The organism is Prevotella sp. Rep29 (assembly GCF_019551475.1).
Taxonomy (GTDB): Bacteria; Bacteroidota; Bacteroidia; order Bacteroidales; family Bacteroidaceae; genus Prevotella.
The window spans coordinates 2,681,804-2,700,329 of record NZ_CP047159.1; the positions used below are offsets into that span (position 1 = coordinate 2,681,804).

Genomic DNA, 18,526 nt, shown 5'->3' on the forward strand with positions numbered 1-18,526 from the left:
TTACTCTTCCAACTTGTCTTGATCCCAGATGCCGAATGCACTGGGATGGTTTTCATCATTTTCAAATTCAAATTCTTTTGCACCAAACGGGTCGTCTTCGCCATAGCCGGGATGTTCGCCGTTGATTTTGCTGCCTGCACATAATGGCTTTTCACTCCATATTTCTACATTGTGCACTCTGACAAGCGGTTGCATGTACATTTCTCTCTTCATTTTATTATTGTTTTTTGTTCATAATTTAAGGCGTTGGCAGAAGTGGCGATTCCAGTTCTGCCAACGCAGTTTTTTTACTATTTCACAATTTTCTTCTTTCCTCCATTGATATAGATGCCTGGTTTGGTTGGCTGCCCGTCAAGGCGCACACCTTCTACGGTGTACCATGCATCGTCTGTAGTGGCGGGGTTCTCTTCGAGTGTTGTGATGCCTGTTGTCCCCGTTGCATCAACAAAGTAATATTCGCCATTGAGCCATGAGTCGGAGAATACAATTTCTTTTGCCCCCTGCTGAGGATCGCCGTCTTGACCATCCACCTGTTCGAGCAATTGGAGGTAAGCGCCGAAACCTTTATTGGCTGACGCCTGTCTTGTTCCAGTGAAATACATCTTTCCATCTACGGCATGATAATATGAATAATTGGGTATGATACCGTTTATCCATACTGCAGACTTATTTTCTGAACTATAGTTGTGGGTACCGCTATTTGGATGATAATATACCTTTGCAGTAAGTTTATAGGTCTTCCCCGAGTTGTCGCCGACAATCTTTACAGGTCCCTGTGGCTGGAAGTCTTTAGGCTCAGTCCAGGCATTATCAAGGAATGCGCCGAGGCTATTTGCTCCTATCCATGCCTCTTCATTATTAAGCGCTCTCTGCTGTCGTGGGAATACAGTTGACTGTTTGATCAAGACACTGTCGATGATATAAATCGGACCATAGACTTTTCCTTCACGTGCATTTATATTCCTTTGTCTGCCTGATCCAAATACATATTGACCGGCATAGGGCGAAGGTTTGCCATCTGCCGTTTGATAGTTGGCTGGGAATTTCTGGCGCTGATAAGTTGTGTCTGCACCAAGCGCAGGATATTTCGACGGTTTGATGATGTAAGGCTTGCCAGCTTCCAGCGCAATGTCGGTTTGATTACCATTCAGTGATACTGCCTGATAGAAAATGGTAGTACCGGTAAGTCCTTGAAGTATTGACAGTTTCGTATCATCTCCAAATCCTTCTTTTATTTGCTTTTTGCTCAAAGACACAGGAAGCACGATAGGCATAAACTTATCTCTGTAGAGTGTGCGGCGAATAAGCAGGGTCTTATACGAACCGCCCTCTGCGTCTGTGGCACTGGCAATAGCTGGGGTCTGGAATTCTTCGTAGTCAGTGATGTAAGTGTTATTGATACCATCCGACTCATCGACAACAAACTCGTTAGGTTTTCTTAAACCAAGATAGAACAACTCAAAGTTGTCGAAACAAACCCATTCTCCCTGTGTACTCCTGTCTCCTTCGGGCAATGAGCTGTTTGTGTCGAACGTCTGGTTCACGCCTATGGTCAGTGTGCCATCGTAGCCGACTGAGACGGGAATACCGACCCGATAGTTGTTGGCTTCAGGGTATTTGTCACGGTCGGTTGTATCGAAGAAACGCGCTGCTCCCGAGACAGTTCTTGGAACGATATAATAATCTGCCGTTCCGCCGGGAACCCAACTTCCTGGAATCTTTGCAAACACCGTGCTGTCTTTCAAGGCATTGTAGCGAACCTTATGCTGGACATTATACATCCTTCCCTCTGGATCATTAGCATACTGAAGTCCCAACTGGCTATATTGGAATTCTTCGCTTGCCATGTAACTCTCCTTGGACAAGTTTGTTTTTTTCTCATCAGTATAAGGTGTCAGCCCTTCATAGATAGATGGCAAACGCCGCTTGTGCAGCACGGCATCCCTTCCATTTGGTTTAGACGATGCAAAAAGATAGGTGCCGTATCCTTGTTTTTTATCATTGATGGCATTTCTGGCATCAGCTTCAGTGAATGCGTAAACGTCGCTGCTGTTGCGCAGTGAAGGCGCGCCACTGTTATCTACGGTATAGTTCATCATAGAGTGAGGAGCATAGAATCCACGGACATAGACAATATAGTTTCCCGGGCGCAATCCCGTGATAGTCTGTTGGAGCATTGCCGAACCATTGAATACTGACGCACAGAAATTTGCATCGTGAGTTCCTGTCATTACCGCCTCGTGTTGCCTGTTTGCGTCAAGCCTGCTGACTTCATCAGTAATGCCATGCGCGTAGCAATGGTAATAGCCCGTTCCTATTTTATGGAATTCCTTTTTCTCACTGTAGTCGGATGCTCCCGTACCTACGCTGTAGCTATAAGGATGTATGTGGGCTGGCGTAGGGTTGTTTAAGCCGTTGTCATACCATGTCCAGTCAAAATTAGGTTGCGCCGTTGACTCATCCCTTACTGAATACTCATAGGTGTTATAGAATCTATTATTGGAGATATTGTAAGTCACATCTACCGGGCGCGTCTCAGATGCCGTAAGGTTTTGTGCTTTGCGGTCCTTAAAGCTGACAATCTTCCATAGATTGGCTTCATCCGTTTCAATGGAGGCTAACCCGTCTTCGAGAGAAACGAATTTAGGTTTTCCCTTTTCATCCTCTTTAGGTTCCCAGTTTGCCTTCAGCACGATGAATTTGTTTGCAGGCCAGTCGTTTGTTGCAGGGTCAACATTAAAGTTTGCAGCTCCGGTTTTCATCTGTGTGTACCATATGGTATCTCCTTTCTCATAATACATCTGTCCTGCAAACTTCTTGAATAAAACATTGTTATAATCGGTAGGACGATCCGGGATAGTGTTTCCATCAACCGAAGATATACACAGATAGGACTCGCGGTTGTCATATTCGCGGAGGCGATGAACATTATCTCCGTTGAGTACGCTACCCATCTCACTATCCCTCGGCTCTATGCGCGTTTGGCGATGTGTATAGATGATATATTGGTAGCCGCCTTCCGGATCTTCCTTCACCGGATGAAAATACCAGACAAATCCACCTGGGGCTGTAGTGGTGTTAACGTGAAGTTGATATTCCTTTTTGTCTTTCAGGGCTAAAAGTTTGTTGTACTCGAAAGTCCCTACTTTTCCATCATTGGAAATCATGCGCCCGAGGAAACGAACATCAAGATTATTATTGTGTCCGGACTGTGTGGCAATATGATACGCTGTTTGCGGATCATTAGGGAAACGTGCATTCTTAACGGTAACCCCGTCTGTCACAGATTCTATGCGCATCAACAGCCCGACATGGTCGGTAATACCTGTGACTCCTTTATAGCCTTCAAGTGAAAAATACTCACCGGTTTTCACATTCACGAAATAGACGCTGTCCATGCCGCCTGCTTTCAACTGCTCGCCTTTCCAGTGATGTCCTAACATAATATCGACATGGAGCGTATCCACTTTGAGGTATTTCTTGTCTTTCAGCTTCAAGAACCCATCTGCGTCATATTCATCAGCATTGAAGATATCAACCTGCGCCATTGCCGACACCGAAGTGATGAGCCCAAGAATGAGTAAAATAAATGTTTTTGTTAATTGACGTTTCATCTTTGTTGTTTTTTTTATTGCTTACCTTTCTAACTGTCTCTCTAAATATAATATGTAAGAGGAGACTAATACTTAAAAATTAGTATCCCAAACATTTCCTAAGTGGATGTAACCATCATTCTCATCATCAAAACCCCATTCTTTTCCACCAGCATCAGGAAGGGGATCATCGGGATTGTCAATCACATCATCTGAGCCTCCATGTCCGTCATTCCATTTCGAAATAACACAAAATTCTTTTTCAGCAAAAAGAGGAATTTTTCTGCTGACAGGACGTAAATATTTCTTTTTTTCCATAGCTTTATTAAACATTTCATTATTTTTATAATAGAAAACGAAAAAGCGACGCAAAATTAGAATTTTACGCCGATACGCTGCTTATCATAAAAAGAGAATTGTTTGTTAGAGCAGCGGTAAAAATTTAGTAATAGATATTTTTTGAATTTGTCAGAATGTGAAAGTCATTGACTCTCAATGTATTTCTTGCGGTATTCGCGAGGTGAGCATCCATATTTGGATTTGAAGGCTTTGCTCATGGCGGCAAGGTGTGTGTAGCCTGTTGTATAGGCAATTTCGGACATGTTAAGCTCTGATTCTTCAAGCAACTGAACGCATCGTTCGAGCCTATGCGACGAAAGCCAGCCATTGAAAGTAAGTCCGCAGACAGTATAGATATAGAAAGACAGTTCTTCGCGTTTGATTTGGAGCGTGTCTGCTATGTGGTCAATGGTAATGCCCTGATTGGCAAGGGGAAACGGGTCGGTCTTAATCCAGTTGTCTATATGCTTATGAAGATGCGAGAGCTGTGTATCGTTGTCTGGACGATGAGTCGTGTTGTAGAACCGCTGGAAACCAATCATGGAATATATAATAAGGGAACTTAAAAGCAATTTAGCGATGATATGATAAAGTATGGTATTCACAAATTGTCCGGCATAAAGTATGCTAAGCATGAAAAACCAACACAACAGTATTTTTCCAAGGCGGGTGGAGTGGTAATAGTAAATGGGGTCTTTAACCAGTTGCTGTCTTCGCTTACGCCATGAAGTAAAAACAAGGTAGAGCATCATAATCTTGTAAATGCCCAGTAAAGCAATAAAGAAAACCCTAAAATATGCTGCAATGACATCGGTTCTTTCAAACGCATCGACAAAATCCTGAAACGAATAGTACCTATGGGTGTGTCCAGTGAACTTAATCACATAGTGAATAATCAAAATAATAATGGGCGGGCTGTTGAAGAAAATCCAATAGTTCTTATTATTATAAATAATATGTTTGGTTGAATGCAGTGGATGAAAAAAAGAATACTTCATAGACAAAGTAAAGTGATATGAGCGACATGGAGTACATAATTTCCATGTTTCCATCAATATTCCGATAAAGTGTGAAGATGAGGTAAACGCATAAGCAAGCATAGGCGCTAAGCATAGACTTGCGCTGAAGTTGAAAAACCGTATCTTTAGTGCTTTTCCCTTCAAAATAACCAACTAATAAAGAAATAACGGTTATGCCAAGAGCAATCAGTGTTGCTAAAAAAGATGATAATACAAGCATTTTTGATATTTTTCAAATCAAGGTGCAAATTTATAAAAAATGAAGCAGCGAAGATATTTGTTGGTAAAAATTTTGCTTTATGATAAATTATTTTTCTTATGACAAAATATTTTGTTATAAAAAATCATACATTATTTTTTTATTATAGCAAATAAAATTGACGCTTTCCCTGATTTTTTATTAAATGACGTAGTAATTTTGTATGCAATTTTTTTATTATTATCTACTTTTTATAGGCTTATATACTTACTTTGGAGAGAAGAACGTTGTGAAACGTAGCGTCTCCACTTTCATTTTTAGAAACAGCCCAGTCGTGTGAGACTCGGCTGTTTTTTTATAAGGTTAGCTATAGTCAGCCGCCTCAGTGCGCCTCCAACCAGTTGCTCCCCCACCCTGCATCGGCGATGAGTGGAACGTGGAGCGGGCAGGCGTTCTGCATCTCCTCAACCACAATGCGCTCCACGAGTTCTTTTTCCTCAGGTAAGACTGAGAAGTTGAGCTCATCGTGCACCTGGAGTATCATTTTCGAGCGGATGCCTTCGCGACGGAAACGCTCGAAGATGCGTATCATGGCAACCTTGATGATGTCTGCTGCCGTGCCCTGTATCGGAGCGTTGATGGCGTTGCGTTCAGCCAGTCCGCGAACGGTGGCGTTTCCCGAATTGATGTCGGGCAGGTAGCGGCGGCGATGGAAAAGCGTTTCGGCGTAGCCTTGTTGGCGTGCCTGCTGTTTGGCTTCCTCCATATATTCATGTACGCGCGGGAAAGTGGCGAAATAGCCGTCGATGAGCTGTTTTGCCTCGTCGCGACTGATGTTGAGGCGTTCGGAGAGTCCGAAAACGCTGATGCCGTAGATGATTCCGAAATTGGCACGCTTCGCCTTTGTACGCTGGTCGCGGCTGACGTTCTCAATGTTCTCTTTATACACTTTTGCGGCAGTGGCAGCATGTATGTCGCGCCCCTCGCGGAAGGCAGCAATCATGTGTTCGTCGCCGGAGAGATGCGCCATCACACGCAGTTCGATTTGTGAATAGTCGGCAGAGAGGAACAGGCATCCGTCGTCGGGGATGAAGGCGCGCCGTATTTCCTTTCCATCCTCTCCTCGCACGGGAATGTTTTGGAGGTTGGGGTCAGACGAGGACAGGCGCCCGGTGGCAGCAACGGTTTGGTTGAATGACGTATGAATGTGTCCGGTGCGCGGGTTGATGAGTTTCGGAAGCGCATCGACATACGTACCGAGCAGTTTTTTCAAGCCGCGGAACTTGAGAATCTCGTCCACAATTTCGTGTTTGTTGCGCAAAAGTTGGAGCACGTCTTCACTCGTAACAAACTGTCCGGTCTTGGTCTTTTTCGGCTTTTCCACGATGCGCAACTTGCCGAAAAGAATGTCCCCCACCTGTTTGGGAGAGGCGATGTTGAACGGTTCGCCCGCCAGTTCGAAGATGTGCTTTTCGATGTCAAGGGCACGTTGTGTAAGCTGTGCGGATGTTTCGCTGAGCGACTGGGTGTCGATGCGCACACCGTTCATCTCCATCTCGGCAAGCACAGGCACGAGCGGCATCTCTATCTGCCAGAAAAGTTCTTTGGCACCCACCTCTTCCAGTTTAGGTTCGAGCACGTTTTTGAGCTGCAGCGTGATGTCGGCATCCTCGCACGCATATTCATAGACTTGCTCGGGTGTGAGGTCGCGCATCGAGCGCTGCCCTTTTCCCTTCGGACCGATGAGCTCGTCGATATGGATGGTTTGATAGCCGAGATAAACTTCTGCCAGGTAGTCCATGTTGTGTCGCAACTCGGGTTGGATGAGGTAGTGGGCAATCATCGTGTCGAACAACTTGCCTTTCAGTTCGATGCCATAGTTGCGTAACACTTCCATGTCGTACTTGATGTTCTGTCCCACTTTCTGGATGGACTCATTTTCATAGACGGGACGGAAAATTTCCACCACTTTTTGTGCTTCTACCCTATCTGCAGGCACAGGCACATAAAAAGCCTTGTGGGCTTCCGCAGCGAAGCTCAAACCAACTAATTCGGCATCGATGGTGTTCGTTGAGGTCGTTTCTGTGTCAAAACTGAGATTTTTGGTTGTCAAAAAAAAGTCACGAATTTTCGTCATTTCTTCTTGATTATCAACCAGTTTGTATTCGTGAGGGGTGTCTTTTAAGCTCACGAGGTTTGATTTTTTTGAACTTTCCGTCCCCTCGCCCTCAAATAAGCCAAAGAAATCGAGTTGATTGGAGACAACTTTTGGTTTATTTTTAGTTTTGTTAAGAACTTTGTTTGCAAAACTCTTAAATTCCAATTCATCGAAAATTTTGGCAAGGGCGTCCTCGTCGGGTTCCGTCATCTGAAGTTTTTCCATATCGAGTTCAATCGGAACATCAATTTTGATGGTTGCCAAAAATTTCGATATCCGGATATCTTCGACATGCGACTCGACTTTTTCCTTCAACGCACCTTTCAACTTGTCGGTGCTGGAGATGAGCTGTTCGATGCTGCCAAATTCATTGATAAGTTTCACGGCGGTCTTTTCTCCTACACCCGGACAGCCCGGGAAGTTGTCAGCCGAATCGCCCATCAATCCGAGTAAGTCGATAACTTGTGCTGTAGATTGGATGCCATACTTCTCGCAGACTTCTTTCTCGCCGAGCGTTTCGTAGCCTCCCCCATGTCGCGGACGGTAGATATAGACGTTTTCCCGCACGAGTTGCCCGTAGTCTTTATCGGGTGTCAGCATATAGGTGGGAATGCCAATTTCTGCCGATTTCATCGACAATGTGCCTATCACATCATCCGCCTCATAGCCGTCAATCTGCAGGATAGGGATGCGGTAGGCGGTGAGGATATCCTTGATGATGGGAATAGACTTCCGGATATCCTCGGGTGTCTGTTCCCGCTGTGCCTTGTATTGAGGGAAAACCTCGTTGCGGAAGGTGGGGCCGTGAGGGTCGAACGCCACCCCGAGGTGGGTAGGCTGTTCTTTAGTAATCACTTCGTTGAGTGTATTGCAAAACCCCATGATGGCAGAAGTGTTCAGTCCTTTAGAGTTGATGCGCGGCGAACGTATCAGTGCGTAATACGAGCGGTAGATGAGCGCATAAGCGTCGATGAGAAATAGTTTATCCATAAAAATATATTTTTCTGTGTAAAAGTACAAAATATTTTGCATTTATCCCGAAAGAAATCACTAATTTTGTGACAAAATATGCTGTTATGGATTATTTGTCGATCATCAGAACACCGATTATGAATGAGCTGGACGTGTTTGTCCGGCAGTTTAATGACACCCTTTCCCACTCAGAAGGACTGTTGGCGCAGGCTTTGGAGCATATACGCCAGCGGGGAGGGAAGCGCATGCGTCCCATTCTGACACTGCTGATGGCAAAAAATTTTGGAGCGATTACCGAAGTGACGCAGCGGGCTGCAATAGGTTTGGAACTCCTTCATACCGCCTCGTTGGTGCACGATGACGTGGTGGATGAGAGTGATGAACGGCGCGGACAGGCATCAATCAACGCCACATATAATAATAAGGTGGCAGTGTTGGTGGGCGACTATATCCTCTCAACGGCGCTCCAGCAAGTGGCAGAGACACGCCATGCACGCATCATCAGCGCCTTGGCAGAACTTGGGCGGACACTTGCCAGCGGTGAGATTCTGCAACTGAACAATTTTGAGAATGATGGAATATCGGAAGATGTATATTTTCAAGTCATTCAACAGAAAACGGCGTCACTTTTTGAGACCTGTTGTGAGATAGGGGCCTTGTCTGCAAACGCAACGGAAGAAGAGGTGACTGCAGCGAAAAAATTCGGGCAGTTGGTTGGAGTGATTTTCCAAATACGCGATGATATTTTCGATTATTATGACTCATCGGATATTGGTAAGCCGACCGGCAATGATATGGCGGAAGGAAAACTGACGCTCCCCGTGATTTATGTATTGAACAACCACCGCTATGAGTCGATGTTCACCTTGGCAAAGAAAGTGAAAAACGGGACAATAAATGCCGATGAAATCGCCGTTTTGGTGGAATATGCAAAAGATCAGGGAGGAATAGAATATGCCGAGAAAGTGATGGAGCGATTGCATGGGGAAGCACTCGAGTTCATCAATGGTTTTACACACGACCCAGAGATTGCCGATGCCTTGCGCGCTTATCTTGATTTCGTTATAAGACGGGTGAAGTGAAGTCGCTTTCCCGAATGCATAAACAGGTGAGTTCGATATCAGGAATAGCGTGTGGACAACGACCGCTCTTGTTCCCCTTCCCTATCGTCCTATTCGTTTAGCTGCTTGCTGCCTTTGCATATTTATACAGAGGGGGATTTGTCGGTGTGTGATTTGTAAACCGTTGATTTTCATTTTGTTAAGTGTCGATTTTCAAAAGTTGAACTTTTGGCTTGCAAAAGTGGCACTTTTAGCGTCTCAAAGTTGAACTTTTAGAATGCAAAAGTTCAACTTTTGGAAAGTGAAAGTTCTGCCGTATATTTATACGCCCTTTTCGGTATGTTTATGCAGGGTGTCTTTTAGTGACTATTTCTATCGAATTCATGCTGCAAATAGATGGATTGAAATACGAAAAAAGCCCATTTCACCGATGAAATGGGCTTTTTTCATCATGCTTCTCAGAGCATAGTTACTCTTCAGGCATCAATATCCAGAGGATGATGTAAGCCACAAATCCTGGAAAAGCTGCCGTGCAGATGGTCAACAAAAGCCATAGCAGCCTTGTTGTGCCAGTGTTCCAACCGAAATACTCAGCTATGCCGGCACAAATACCGGCAAGCCATTTGTCTTTAGATCGTATCAATCGTTTGTCTGCCATATTTTTCAAGTGTGAAAGGTTAGAAAAATTTGGTGTCCTCACCTGTCAGTTCGCTCAGAAGAAGGTTTGCAAGACGGCTGGTGCCGAGACGGAACCATTTGTTGGTCAGCCACTTATCTCCGAGTACTTCCTTGACGATGGTGTAGTAGATTAACGCATCCCCTACCCCATTGATTCCGCCTGCAGGCTTGAAACCTATCTGAATGCCCGTCTTGTCATAGTATTCCTTGATGGCTTGGCACATGACATAGGCAGCTTCGGGAGTAGCGCTGATAGCCTCTTTTCCTGTGGATGTCTTGATATAGTCAGCTCCGGCATACATTGAGAGAAGGGATGCTTTCTTGATGTTCGACGCCGTTTTCAGGCAGCCTGTTTCAAGAATCACTTTCATCGGTGCATCGCCACAGGCTTCTTTCATTTCGCTGATGTCGTCGCAGACGCTCTCATAATCGCCGCTTAGGAATTTTCCCACAGAGAGAACCATGTCTATTTCGGTAGCTCCGTCTTTCACGGCGAGCATGGTTTCAGCCACTTTCACCTCAATCAGTGCCTGAGATGAAGGGAAAGAACCGCTGACGCACGCCACCTCTACCCCTTCGACTTCAAGGGTTTCGCTGACGGTCTTTGCAAAGCAGGGATAGACACAGATTGTTGCTACATGCGGGAGGTCAGGATAGGTCGCCTCAAATTGGTTGACGCGTTCTGTAAAAGCCATGACGCTCTCGTCGGAATCAGTGGTCTTGAGTGTAGTGAGTTCTATAGACCCCATCAGGAATTTCTTCACTTCGATAGTGTCGTTTTCGTGAACTTTCTCTTCAATCAATTTGCGCACTTTTTGCGTGATTTCATCGTCATTCAGTTCACAGTTGTATTTTGACAATACATCTTCATACTTGTCGGTTTGTGCTGCCTCATGGTGATGATGCTCGCAGCCACAGTTACATTTCTTTTCTTCCATATTTTTGTTGTTTATAGTGATATTTTCTTGTTAACCCTCCCTACCCTTTTTCAGGTTTCTTTGGCGCTCAACTTCGGGTTATGGCGATGACGCTGACTGTCGCGGGAAGTCTTCTTCTCAAACGAACGCTGCAATTCTTCTGTCAGGTCGATTCCCGTCTGATTAGCCAAGCAGATTAGTACCCAGAGTACGTCAGCCATTTCCTCGCCGAGGTTGAGCTTTTCGCCTTCCTTGAAACTCTGGTCGCCGTATTGGCGAGCCATCACACGCGCCAACTCGCCCACTTCTTCTGTCAAAACTGCCATGTTCGTCAGTTCTGAGAAATAGCGGACACCATATTCTTTAATCCACTCGTCAACCTTTTGTTGTGCCTCTTTTATCGTCATTTTTCAATATTCCACCATAGTTTTCTGATATACTAATGATAATATAAAAAGTAATATCCAAAGAGAGGCAAATATATTTGATATTGTTGAATTTTTGTTCCAATGCGATACATGATAAAGACATGACACTGTAATAATTAGAATACCAATACTATGTAATAACCATAGATCATCAAACATAATGCCAATAATAGTAAGTGTAATCCCAAATACTATTATTTTATTCAAATTAAAAATGCTTTGTAATTTCATCGTAATTTTGTTTATATTTTTTGTTTAGTATCCATACAGATGGTGACTGGTCCATCGTTTAACAATTCAACCTTCATGTCGGCGCCAAACTCCCCTTGTTTGACTTTTTTCCCGATTTCATCGGACAATTTTGTGCAGAAGTATTCATACAACGGAACGGAAATATCGGGCTTTGCCGCGTGGATATAACTGGGGCGGTTGCCTTTTTTCGTGGAGGCGAGTAGGGTGAATTGACTGACAACCAACACTTCGCCATCAATATCCTTTACACTGACATTCATCACGCCGTCTGTATCGTCGAAAATGCGGAGTGCTGCAATCTTTTTCACGAGCCAATCGGCATCCTCCTCGGAGTCGTTATCAGCTACGCCAAGCAAGATAAGCATTCCTTTCTCAATGCTGCTTTTCAGCACCTTTTCAATGGTGACAGAGGCATGGGTGACGCGTTGTATGACGACTTTCATGGGTTTTTACGTTTTCTGGTTTGCCACAAAGTTACGAATAATCTTCTGATAGTTGTTCTTTTTCGTGGAAATAATTGTAAACGAGTTGTGCCTTTGCTGGTCCGATAATATCCGTAAGCGTTTGAATATCAGTTGATTTTATTTGTTTTACGCTTTTCAGTTTTTTTATCAGCAGGTCTTTTGAAGCCGGTCCGATACCTTTAATGTCGTCCAGTTCACTGTGGAGGGCGTGTTTAGATCGTTTGTCACGATGGAAGGTAATGGCGTATCGGTGGACTTCATCCTGTATTTGAGTCAGAATTCGGAATAGTTCGCTATCTGCTTTCATACCAATCACTTGCGGAGGAAAACCAAACAGCAGTTCATTCGTTCGGTGGCGGTTGTCTTTGGCAAGTCCTGCTATGGGAATTTGCAGTTTGAGTTCGTCTTCAACCACTTGTCTGACCATCTCCATCTGTCCACGGCCTCCATCTGTAATAATCAGGTCGGGCAGGGGAGTGTTTTCCTCTTTCATGCGATGGTACCGCCGATACACAACCTCTTTCATTGAGGCATAGTCATCGGGTCCAATAACCGTTTTGATGTTGTATTTCCGATATTCTTTCTTTGAAGGTTTAAGCGAGCGAAAGACGACACATCCGGCAACGGCATCCGTGCCGGAGATGTTTGAGTTATCAAAGCACTCAATGTGCATGGGCAGTTTCTCAAGTGAGAGAGCGTTCTGAAGTTCTTTCATCAAACGGGTTTGGCGCTGTTCTGGATTGAGTTTCTCTGCTTGTTTCAGCCTGTCAAATCGGTATTGTTTGCCATTCATTTCCGAAAGTTCTAAAAGATGGCGTTTATCCCCTCTTTGGGGGACTGTAAATATAACGTTTTCCAGCTGCCAGTCAAGGTGAAAAGGCACAATAATTTCTTTTGCGTTACTTCCAAATCGTTCTCGAATTTCAGTGACGGCAAGCAGGAGCAGGTCTTCGTCACTTTCATCAAGTTTTCGCTTATATTCAAACGTAAACGACTGATTTACAGTGCCATTGGCTACGTGCAGGTAGTTAACGAACGCATTTTTCGACAGCTTATCACCCGTAATAGAGAATACGTCAACATTGTTGATGGTATGGCTGACCACCTCGCTTTTCGAACAAAAACTTTCAACGAGGAGATATTTGCGCTTCAGTTGTTCAGCTTCTTCAAAGCGAAGTTCTTCCGCTTTTTCACCCATTTCATCGAAAATCTTTTGGAGCACTTCCCGGGTGTTTCCTTTCAGTATTTCTTTTGCTTGAGCGATGCGTTCCTGATAGTTTTCTTTTGATTGTTTGCCGACGCATGGTGCGTCACAGTTCCCAAGGTGAAACTCTAAGCATTGTTTGTATTTTCCCTGTTTGATACCTTCTTCCGTCAGAGGAAATCGGCAGGTGCGCGGTTTTTGAACCTTTTTTATCAATTCGAGTATGGCGTACATCGCCCCGATATGGCTATATGGACCGAAATAAATTCCAGCTCGCTTGTTGATGGTTCTTGTGTGGAAAATTCTCGGAAACGGTTCGTTGGTTACACAAATGCTGGGATAGGTCTTGCCGTCTTTTAGGAGAACGTTGTACTTCGGCTGATATTTTTTTATGAGTGCATTTTCCAGGTGCAGCGCATCTTCTTCAGTATTTACAACGGTATAAGTGATGTCCGCAATCTTTCCGACCAGGACTTTTGTCTTGAAACGATCCACCTCTTTATGGAAATATGAGGCAACTCTGCGTCGGAGATTTTTGGCTTTTCCAACGTAGATGATTTCTTTGTCAGCGTTCCAAAACTGATAACTGCCAGGCAATTCGGGCAGGTTTTGTACGATGCCTTTCAAATGTGTCTTTAGGATGTCGTTCTCCTGCTTGGGCATAAGCTACACATTATATTATTATATACCCCTCCCCTTTTTTATTGTTTCACGTGAAACAGGTGTGTAACGAACAGGTGAAGGTGTGTTCCATTCCTGCTTTTAGACCCGTTTAGACCTTTAATAGCGTTGTGATTTCCGCTTCCTTGTCGAAAGCGTCACGCCCATGCAGTCCTTCGTCAGTAATCTCAATGATAAAGTTGAGGTAGGTTTTCTTTGGCTTGAATTTTTGAACAAGGTTGTATGCCGCTTTCATGGTTCCTCCCGTTGCAAGCAAATCGTCGTGGAGTAAAACGACATCATTTTCGTTAATCGCATCCTTGTGGATTTCAATAGTGTCCTCGCCATATTCTTTGGTGTAGCTTTCCTGAACGGTTTCGGCAGGAAGTTTTCCCGGTTTTCTGCACAAGACGATTCCGGCGTTGAGGCGTATTGCCAATGCAGACGCCATAACGAATCCTCTACTTTCTATTCCGACGATTTTGGTGATGCCTTTGTCTTTGTAGATTTGGTAGAGTTCTTCTTCCATTATTCGCAGGCATTCTGCGTTTTTGAAAAGTGTGGTAACGTCGCGGAAGTTAATTCCCTTGGTGGGGAAGTCGGGAATGCTACGCAAGTGTTCCAATAAAAATTTGTTGTTCATATCTCAAATAATTTAATGTATCACATAAATGTTTCACGTGAAACTATCTCCCTGCAAGTACGAGTAGGGCGTTGATGTCGCTGGGCGAGACGCCTGGTATCCGGCTTGCCTGGGCGAGTGTTTCGGGATTGATTCGGGATAGTTTTTGGCGCGCTTCGATGGAAATTTGCGTCAACTTTTCGTAATCAAAATGTCCTTTTATCTTAATTTCTTCAAGTCGATGCATTTTTTCTGCCACGAGTCGCTCGCGCTCTATGTATCCTTTATATTTGATTCTAATTTCTGCAGCCTCGCAGATTTCTTCTTTTCTATTGGAGGGTTTGTCCAATACCTCTCGGAGTGATGGAATAATTTCCGCCAACTGTTGGAGTTGGAGTTGTGGTCTTGCAACAAGTTCTGCAATTTTGCAATTGTTGTGGAGTGGGGTAGTGCCCAGTTGTTCCAGTCGGGAATTGATTTCACCCGGTTTTGCAGAAGTGGTTTCGCAAAAAGAAACGATGCGTTCGATGTGTTGTTTTTTCTCCATCCATCGGTCATGTCGGTCTTTTTTCGCGATTCCCAGTGTGTATGCCTTTTCTGTCAGTCGGCTGTCGGCATCATCCTGTCGGAGGAGGATGCGATATTCGGCACGCGAAGTGAACATGCGATAGGGCTCATCGACCCCTTTCGTGACCAAATCGTCGATGAGAACTCCGATGTAGCTTTCATCCCGATGCATCTGGAAAAACGTTTCAGAAGCGGTCTCGCCACATCCTGCCGCTCCGGCGTGCAGTGCGGCATTGACACCGGCCACAAGTCCTTGTCCTGCAGCCTCTTCATATCCAGTCGTTCCGTTTACTTGTCCGGCGAAGAAAAGTCCGCGAACAACTTTCGATTGCAGTGAATGGTTCAGTTGCGTGGGGTCAAAGAAGTCGTATTCAATGGCATATCCCGGTCGATAGACTTTCACTTCGCGGAATGCCGGTATCTTCCGCAGTGCCTCTATTTGTGCGTCGATCGGCATGCTCGATGAGAACCCGTTCAGGTACATCTCGTTGGTGTTTTCACCTTCCGGTTCGAGGAACAGCAGGTGTCGTTCGCGTTCAGGAAACGTGACGAGTTTTGTTTCTACGGAGGGGCAGTAACGCGGTCCGATACTTTCTATCTGACCATTATACAGCGGTGACTCACCAATACGTTCCATCAGTATTTTGTGCACGTCGGTATTGGTGTAGCAAATCCAGCAGGGAAGTTTGTTAAGGTGTTGTTTTTCAGACAGATAACTGAAACCGTATTGTCCAGTGTCGCCGTCTTGTCGTTCCATTTCCTCGAAGTGCACCGACCGTTTGTCGATGCGTACGGGAGTGCCGGTTTTCATCCGTGCGCTCCTGATGCCGTGTCGTGTGATGCTTTCCGTGAAGTGGCGTACTGCGGGTTCAGCCATTCTTCCGCCCTCCACTTGCCGTGCGCCGACGTGCATCAGTCCGTTGAGGAAAGTTCCTGCTGTGATGATGATGCTTTTTGCGAATATTTCCGCTCCCCAAATCGTGCGTATGCCGACCGCCTCGCCGTTTTCCACAAGCAGTTCTTCAGCCGTATCTTGCCAGATGTCGAGGTTTTCCGTTCGGTCGAGTGTCTCCCGCCATTTCTTGATGAACAGTTCGCGGTCGCATTGTGCCCGTGGCGACCACATCGCCGGTCCTTTCGAGCGGTTGAGCATGCGGAATTGTATGGTTGTGGCATCGGTAATTAGTCCCATTTGTCCGCCGAGCGCATCGATTTCGCGTACAATTTGCCCCTTAGCAATACCGCCGACCGCAGGATTGCATGACATTTGTGCGATTTTGTTCATGTCCATGGTCACCAGCAGCGTCTGTGCTCCCATGTTTGCCGCAGCCGTTGCCGCCTCGCAACCTGCATGTCCGCCGCCGATTACCAGCACATCATACTTGAGTGTCATCATTGTATAAGGGCATAATTCCGTGCAAATTTACAAAATCTTTTGCAATTACTTGGCATATTTTCCAAAAAGCATTATTTTTGCAAAAAACGGAGAGCTATGAAAAGGATTTTTTTTGTTTTATTGTTGCTTTTAGGCGCATGGAGTGTTCATGCTCAGACATTAGGTGTGATGGTGTGTGACGATGACCCATATACCAATATAAGAAATGGAGTTCGTGGTAAAATTATTGGAAAGATAGGAAAAGGGAACTCTGTTATCATGGAAGTAGGAGAGGTCCGCGATGGCTGGTGGAAGATAGTTGGTGGTCCGATGATTGCTGAAGATAGTAGAATCATTCGATTTAAACCATCGAAAACAGGTTATTGGATACATTATTCCGTGCTTTGTGTGGATACGCGCAATTACGGCGGTGAATCCATTCATCTTCGGGAGTTGCCATCCAACGATGCCGCCTCGCTCTATTCCACCAACGAAGAAATCTCTTTGCGTCCTCTTGAGGTGAAAGATGGTTGGGTGAAAGTCACAACTTTCGACGGGAAGCATATCGGTTGGATAGAAGAAAATATGCTCTGCAGTAATCCGCTGACCAATTGTTGTTAACTTTTTTTTGGAAAAATCTCCCTGTCTGAGTAGTCGTTCAGGCAGGGAGATTTTCGTTTTTTTACGTCGGAATGTGTTTTCCTGCGTTTTATTTTTTCAGTGCAAGATTATAATTATAGTATTTCTGGTTGCCCGTGATATCCTCGATGACGCGGATGAACGGCGGGAAGCGGACGTCAGCGTGTGAGGCGATGCCTTTTGTTTCGAGAATCACGAGGTTTTGGAAAGGCTCCTGATACGTGTCGAGCTCGAAATATTGTCCTTTCCAAATGAAGCTCTTGCGGTGTTTGCGAATGGTCTGGCGATAGGGGTCTGCCTGTCCGAGCATCGATTCGTAGAGGTTGTTGGACAGTTGACGTTCGGTCACCAGCTCTTCCGTTGGCGAGATTCTCTTCTTGGTCGTGTGCACGTTGACAATCTTACTTCCGAACACGCGTCTGCGGAGTCGAATCTCGCTGCCCGGCTCGCCCGTGAGGTAGGTCTGCGTGATGTCGCTATCGATGCTGTCGGGCAGTGTTCCCGTGATTTCCACGATATATTTGCGTTCCTCTTCGATAGGTTGCGGCAGTTCCAGCACGTTGGCAATTTCCTTGATGACGCGGTTCAGTTTGCGGTCGAAGTCCTCTTGGTTGTTGATGACGCGGTGGTGTGGGTGTCCCGCCCATGCTTCGATGACCTTCTTGTCGAGCATGCGTGCGATTTGCAGCCCTTGCTCGTCAGCCGGTTCGTTGCGGCTGGCGTTGTTGTTGGTCGTGTAATACTGTTCGGCTCCGTCGGCTGCACTCACCAGGTGCAGGATGGCGTCGTAGCGGGTGTCGCGCAGCTCATGTGTGCTCGTTCCTGCCGCCCGTGTGATTTCCTCCCACATTTCCGGCTTCATATAGGCAGATATGTCCATTGTACCGCGGTCGCAGATGATGACTGCCGGTTCGGTACATGCCTTTGCCATCTTCAGGAATTTGTCCTCGAACGCCATCTGTATTTCGAGGGTAGCTTTCTCGCCTTCGTAGAAGAAATCCTTGTTCTGCGTCAGGTAGTCCATTCCTGCCTGTGTGAACATGGTCGGCACTTCGGGGATGGTAAACACTTTGTAGCCGAGGCTTGAGAAGTGTTCGATGACCCGCACCAGCGCACTGGTCTTTCCTGCGCACGGTCCGCCGGTGAGTACAATTCGCTTGATATCTTTCATGGTTTCCATTGCGATTGATTATTTGAGGAGACAAAGTTACAAATATTTTTTGAAATGCCATCATCTTGATGCGCACAATTACGAAACTTTCAGCAATGTATATTTATTCATTTTGAGGTTTTGATTTTTGATTCTGCAACTCATTGACAGACAGCACGTTACAAAAGCGTTCCAAAAGTGCCGCTTTTGGCTTGCAAAAGGGGAACTT

Annotated in this window: 15 protein-coding genes; 2 read left to right on the plus strand and 13 right to left on the minus strand. The window is 45.3% G+C overall.

The features are described from left to right. The 5 genes from GRF55_RS11460 to polA form a co-directional block, all read right to left on the minus strand. Positions 1–213 carry a hypothetical protein gene (locus tag GRF55_RS11460; protein ID WP_220368522.1) on the minus strand — a complete coding sequence of 71 codons (213 nt, stop codon included), beginning with the start codon at positions 211–213 and terminating at the stop codon, positions 1–3. Between the two features lie 77 nt (positions 214–290). After that, positions 291–3,614 (minus strand): hypothetical protein, encoded by a 3,324-nt coding sequence (locus GRF55_RS11465; protein ID WP_220368523.1) that lies wholly within the window; start codon positions 3,612–3,614, stop codon positions 291–293. A gap of 72 nt (positions 3,615–3,686) precedes the next feature. Continuing rightward, positions 3,687–3,911 (minus strand): hypothetical protein, encoded by a 225-nt coding sequence (locus GRF55_RS11470; RefSeq protein ID WP_220368524.1) that lies wholly within the window; start codon positions 3,909–3,911, stop codon positions 3,687–3,689. Positions 3,912–4,075: 164 nt separating this feature from the next. Next, positions 4,076–4,684, minus strand: a complete 609-nt coding sequence (locus tag GRF55_RS11475) for an AraC family transcriptional regulator (protein WP_220368525.1) — start codon at positions 4,682–4,684, stop codon at positions 4,076–4,078. Between the two features lie 848 nt (positions 4,685–5,532). Continuing rightward, complete coding sequence (gene polA / locus GRF55_RS11480) at positions 5,533–8,298, minus strand: DNA polymerase I (protein WP_220368526.1); 2,766 nt, start codon at positions 8,296–8,298, stop codon at positions 5,533–5,535. 86 nt (positions 8,299–8,384) lie between these two features. On the opposite strand from polA, the gene GRF55_RS11485 reads away from it, so the two are divergent. After that, positions 8,385–9,362: a polyprenyl synthetase family protein gene (locus GRF55_RS11485; protein ID WP_220368527.1), complete on the plus strand. Its 978-nt coding sequence runs from the start codon at positions 8,385–8,387 to the stop codon at positions 9,360–9,362. A 448-nt stretch (positions 9,363–9,810) separates the two neighbouring features. Here GRF55_RS11485 and GRF55_RS11490 read toward each other — a convergent pair whose 3' ends face one another. The 7 genes from GRF55_RS11490 to mnmG all read right to left on the minus strand — a co-directional run bounded on the left by GRF55_RS11490 (position 9,811) and on the right by mnmG (position 16,526). Next, positions 9,811–9,999, minus strand: coding sequence for a PspC domain-containing protein (locus GRF55_RS11490; RefSeq protein ID WP_220368528.1), 189 nt, complete (start codon positions 9,997–9,999; stop codon positions 9,811–9,813). A gap of 19 nt (positions 10,000–10,018) precedes the next feature. Next, positions 10,019–10,957: a deoxyribose-phosphate aldolase gene (gene deoC, locus GRF55_RS11495; protein ID WP_220368529.1), complete on the minus strand. Its 939-nt coding sequence runs from the start codon at positions 10,955–10,957 to the stop codon at positions 10,019–10,021. Positions 10,958–11,007: 50 nt separating this feature from the next. After that, positions 11,008–11,343: a nucleotide pyrophosphohydrolase gene (locus tag GRF55_RS11500; RefSeq protein WP_220368530.1), complete on the minus strand. Its 336-nt coding sequence runs from the start codon at positions 11,341–11,343 to the stop codon at positions 11,008–11,010. A gap of 263 nt (positions 11,344–11,606) precedes the next feature. Further along, entirely contained in the window at positions 11,607–12,059 is a 453-nt protein-coding gene (dtd, locus tag GRF55_RS11505; RefSeq protein WP_220368531.1) for a D-aminoacyl-tRNA deacylase, read from the minus strand. Between the two features lie 31 nt (positions 12,060–12,090). Further along, complete coding sequence (uvrC, locus tag GRF55_RS11510; RefSeq protein WP_220368532.1) at positions 12,091–13,947, minus strand: excinuclease ABC subunit UvrC; 1,857 nt, start codon at positions 13,945–13,947, stop codon at positions 12,091–12,093. A gap of 109 nt (positions 13,948–14,056) precedes the next feature. Further along, complete coding sequence (locus tag GRF55_RS11515) at positions 14,057–14,587, minus strand: adenine phosphoribosyltransferase (RefSeq protein ID WP_220368533.1); 531 nt, start codon at positions 14,585–14,587, stop codon at positions 14,057–14,059. 43 nt (positions 14,588–14,630) lie between these two features. Beyond that, positions 14,631–16,526: a tRNA uridine-5-carboxymethylaminomethyl(34) synthesis enzyme MnmG gene (gene mnmG, locus GRF55_RS11520; protein ID WP_220369712.1), complete on the minus strand. Its 1,896-nt coding sequence runs from the start codon at positions 16,524–16,526 to the stop codon at positions 14,631–14,633. Positions 16,527–16,625: 99 nt separating this feature from the next. On the opposite strand from mnmG, the gene GRF55_RS11525 reads away from it, so the two are divergent. Next, complete coding sequence (locus GRF55_RS11525; RefSeq protein WP_220368534.1) at positions 16,626–17,129, plus strand: hypothetical protein; 504 nt, start codon at positions 16,626–16,628, stop codon at positions 17,127–17,129. Positions 17,130–17,217: 88 nt separating this feature from the next. On the opposite strand, the gene GRF55_RS11530 is transcribed toward GRF55_RS11525, so the two are convergent. After that, a complete protein-coding gene (locus GRF55_RS11530; protein ID WP_220368535.1) occupies positions 17,218–18,318 on the minus strand; it encodes an AAA family ATPase in 1,101 nt (366 codons plus the stop codon). Positions 18,319–18,526: the final 208 nt, after the last annotated feature.

What these genes read in the sequence shown, in the direction of transcription:
- GRF55_RS11460 (WP_220368522.1), bottom strand. Translation starts at nt 213, where the DNA reads ATGAAGAGAGAAATGTACATGCAACCGCTTGTCAGAGTGCACAATGTA.
- GRF55_RS11465 (WP_220368523.1), bottom strand. Translation starts at nt 3,614, where the DNA reads ATGAAACGTCAATTAACAAAAACATTTATTTTACTCATTCTTGGGCTC.
- GRF55_RS11470 (WP_220368524.1), bottom strand. Translation starts at nt 3,911, where the DNA reads ATGGAAAAAAAGAAATATTTACGTCCTGTCAGCAGAAAAATTCCTCTT.
- GRF55_RS11475 (WP_220368525.1), bottom strand. Translation starts at nt 4,684, where the DNA reads ATGATGCTCTACCTTGTTTTTACTTCATGGCGTAAGCGAAGACAGCAA.
- polA (WP_220368526.1), bottom strand. Translation starts at nt 8,298, where the DNA reads ATGGATAAACTATTTCTCATCGACGCTTATGCGCTCATCTACCGCTCG.
- GRF55_RS11485 (WP_220368527.1), top strand. Translation starts at nt 8,385, where the DNA reads ATGGATTATTTGTCGATCATCAGAACACCGATTATGAATGAGCTGGAC.
- GRF55_RS11490 (WP_220368528.1), bottom strand. Translation starts at nt 9,999, where the DNA reads ATGGCAGACAAACGATTGATACGATCTAAAGACAAATGGCTTGCCGGT.
- deoC (WP_220368529.1), bottom strand. Translation starts at nt 10,957, where the DNA reads ATGGAAGAAAAGAAATGTAACTGTGGCTGCGAGCATCATCACCATGAG.
- GRF55_RS11500 (WP_220368530.1), bottom strand. Translation starts at nt 11,343, where the DNA reads ATGACGATAAAAGAGGCACAACAAAAGGTTGACGAGTGGATTAAAGAA.
- dtd (WP_220368531.1), bottom strand. Translation starts at nt 12,059, where the DNA reads ATGAAAGTCGTCATACAACGCGTCACCCATGCCTCTGTCACCATTGAA.
- uvrC (WP_220368532.1), bottom strand. Translation starts at nt 13,947, where the DNA reads ATGCCCAAGCAGGAGAACGACATCCTAAAGACACATTTGAAAGGCATC.
- GRF55_RS11515 (WP_220368533.1), bottom strand. Translation starts at nt 14,587, where the DNA reads ATGAACAACAAATTTTTATTGGAACACTTGCGTAGCATTCCCGACTTC.
- mnmG (WP_220369712.1), bottom strand. Translation starts at nt 16,526, where the DNA reads ATGACACTCAAGTATGATGTGCTGGTAATCGGCGGCGGACATGCAGGT.
- GRF55_RS11525 (WP_220368534.1), top strand. Translation starts at nt 16,626, where the DNA reads ATGAAAAGGATTTTTTTTGTTTTATTGTTGCTTTTAGGCGCATGGAGT.
- GRF55_RS11530 (WP_220368535.1), bottom strand. Translation starts at nt 18,318, where the DNA reads ATGAAAGATATCAAGCGAATTGTACTCACCGGCGGACCGTGCGCAGGA.